The sequence below is a fragment of the Erythrobacter sp. genome, from assembly GCF_038133525.1.
Lineage (GTDB): Bacteria > Pseudomonadota > Alphaproteobacteria > Sphingomonadales > Sphingomonadaceae > Qipengyuania.
In genome coordinates this window covers 1-2,012 of sequence record NZ_JAYPTL010000149.1, presented here as the reverse complement: position 1 = coordinate 2,012, position 2,012 = coordinate 1, and the positions used below count along the sequence as shown (strand labels likewise).

The following is a 2,012-nucleotide window of genomic DNA, read 5'->3' as shown; positions in this document are numbered from 1 at the left end:
GGATATAGTCGCGAATGCCGGTGCCGTCGCGGGTGGCGTAATCCTGCCCGAAAACCGCGACTTCGCTACGCTTGCCCAGCGCCGCCGCCAGCGCGACCTTGATCAGATGCGTCGATCCCACGCCCGACTGGCCGCTGCGCGCTTCGGGGTCCGCGCCCGCGACATTGAAATAGCGCAGCACGCAATAGTTCATGTCATGCGCCTTGGCCGTGTCGGCCAGCACGCGCTCGGTCATGGCCTTTGACATGGCATAGGGGTTGAACGGGGCGAGCGGCTCATCCTCGGACAAAGGCTTCGCCTCCGCCTCGCCATAAACGCTGGCAGTGGAGCTAAAGATGAAATGCGGGATGCCCGATTCGACCGCCGCCTGGATCAGCGTGCGGCTCTTGCCCGTGTTGTTGTCGTAATATTTGAGCGGGTTCTCGACCGATTCGGGCACGATGATCGATCCGGCAAAATGCATGATCGCGCCGATCTTCTGTTCGGCAAAGATGCGCTTCACCAGATCGGTGTCGACCACGTCCCCCTCATAGAAAGGGACGCCATCGGGCACGGCCCAGCGGAACCCCGTCGACAGATCGTCGAGCACCACCACCGGCCAGCCGCGATCGACCAGCGCCAGCACGGCATGGCTCCCGATATATCCTGCGCCACCTGTCACCAGTACGGGGAACGGAGCCATGCAAATTGCCTTTCGAAAAACTTTGAACGGGTCGGAATATGGTGCGGCTTATATCAGCGCGCGGCGGCGAGCGGGTTAACTTTGCGCATTATCCCGGCGGCACTCGGGATTAATCCCCCCGGCTAGATAATCGGCCCGCCTCGCCCGGCGCACGGCATGGCGCGGCAATTTAACCGTGCCTGTCATCCCTTCGGCTCAGGCGCGGCCAAGGGGTGGGTGCGCGATACCCCTTTGGAGCCTCAGCCCTTATAAGCATGGCGAAAAGCGAACCAATTGTGCATCTTGGGTCGCGGTGGTGCGGAATCTCCGCGGTCCATCCCTGAATTTCAAGAACTGCGGAGCAGCCCCCACAGATGCGCATCCACGTCGCCATTGCCACCACCGGTCGGCCCAAGATCATGAGCCAGGTGGTCGAGCGTTTCGACCGCCAGACGCGCAAGCCCGATGGCATCATCGTCGTGGGCGCAGCGCCCGAAGATATCGTGGGCCTCGACAGGCTGCCCAATCCGCCGGTCGCGGTGATCAGCCCGAAAAAGGGCCTGTGCTGCCAGCGCAATGTCGCCCTCTCGCACCTGCGCGAGGAAGCCGATGTGGTGGTGTTCTTCGACGACGATTTCGTCGTTTCGGACGACATCATCGAGCAGATGGAGAAGATGTTCGCCGCCGATCCCAAGCTGGTCGGGCTGACCGGCTGGCTGGTCGCCGACGGCGCGCAGACCGGCGGCCTTACGTTCGAGGAATCGGCCGCGATGCTCGAGAAGCCCGATTTCCGCCCCGACAAGGCGGATGAGCCGACGAGCTGGCTCTATGGCTGCAACATGGCCTTCCGCATGAGCGCGTGCGAGGGGCTGTCGTTCGACGAGAACCTGCCGCTCTATGGCTGGCAGGAAGATGTCGATTTCTCCGAACAGCTGGCACGGCGCGGCGCGATGCTGCGCACGGCCAAGATGACCGGCGTCCACATGGGCACGCGCGGCGGGCGCACCTCGGGATTCCGCCTTGGCTATTCGCAGGTCGCCAATATCGTCTATCTACGCAAGAAGGGGACGATCGGGTCCTATCACGGCTGGGAACTGATGGCGCGCAATGTCGCGGCCAATCTTGCCCATTCCTTCCGTCCCGAACCCACGATCGACCGTCGCGGACGGCTTCGCGGCAATCTTCTGGGCTTTGCCGACCTCATCCGGGGCAAGGCCGATCCTCGCAAGATCGTTGATCTCTAGAGAGAATTTTCGCAGCCCCGATTCGGGCGCTACCTTAGGGTTATCTACCTATTAACGGATTGCGCGAATCCCCCCTGACAGGTCCAATACAAATGCGCGACAGGTGG

The 2,012-nt window shown here is 62.4% G+C and carries 2 protein-coding genes; one reads left to right on the top strand and one right to left on the bottom strand.

Translation table 11 applies throughout. The annotated features are described in order from the left end of the window. On the bottom strand, positions 1-682 hold a 682-nt coding region (galE, locus tag AAFM29_RS17345; RefSeq protein ID WP_341713972.1), incomplete at its 3' end, for a UDP-glucose 4-epimerase GalE. A 353-nt stretch (positions 683-1,035) separates the two neighbouring features. Between galE and AAFM29_RS17340 the strand changes: the two genes are divergently transcribed. Beyond that, entirely contained in the window at positions 1,036-1,905 is an 870-nt protein-coding gene (locus AAFM29_RS17340) for a glycosyltransferase family 2 protein (protein WP_341713971.1), read from the top strand. Positions 1,906-2,012 lie beyond the last annotated feature (107 nt).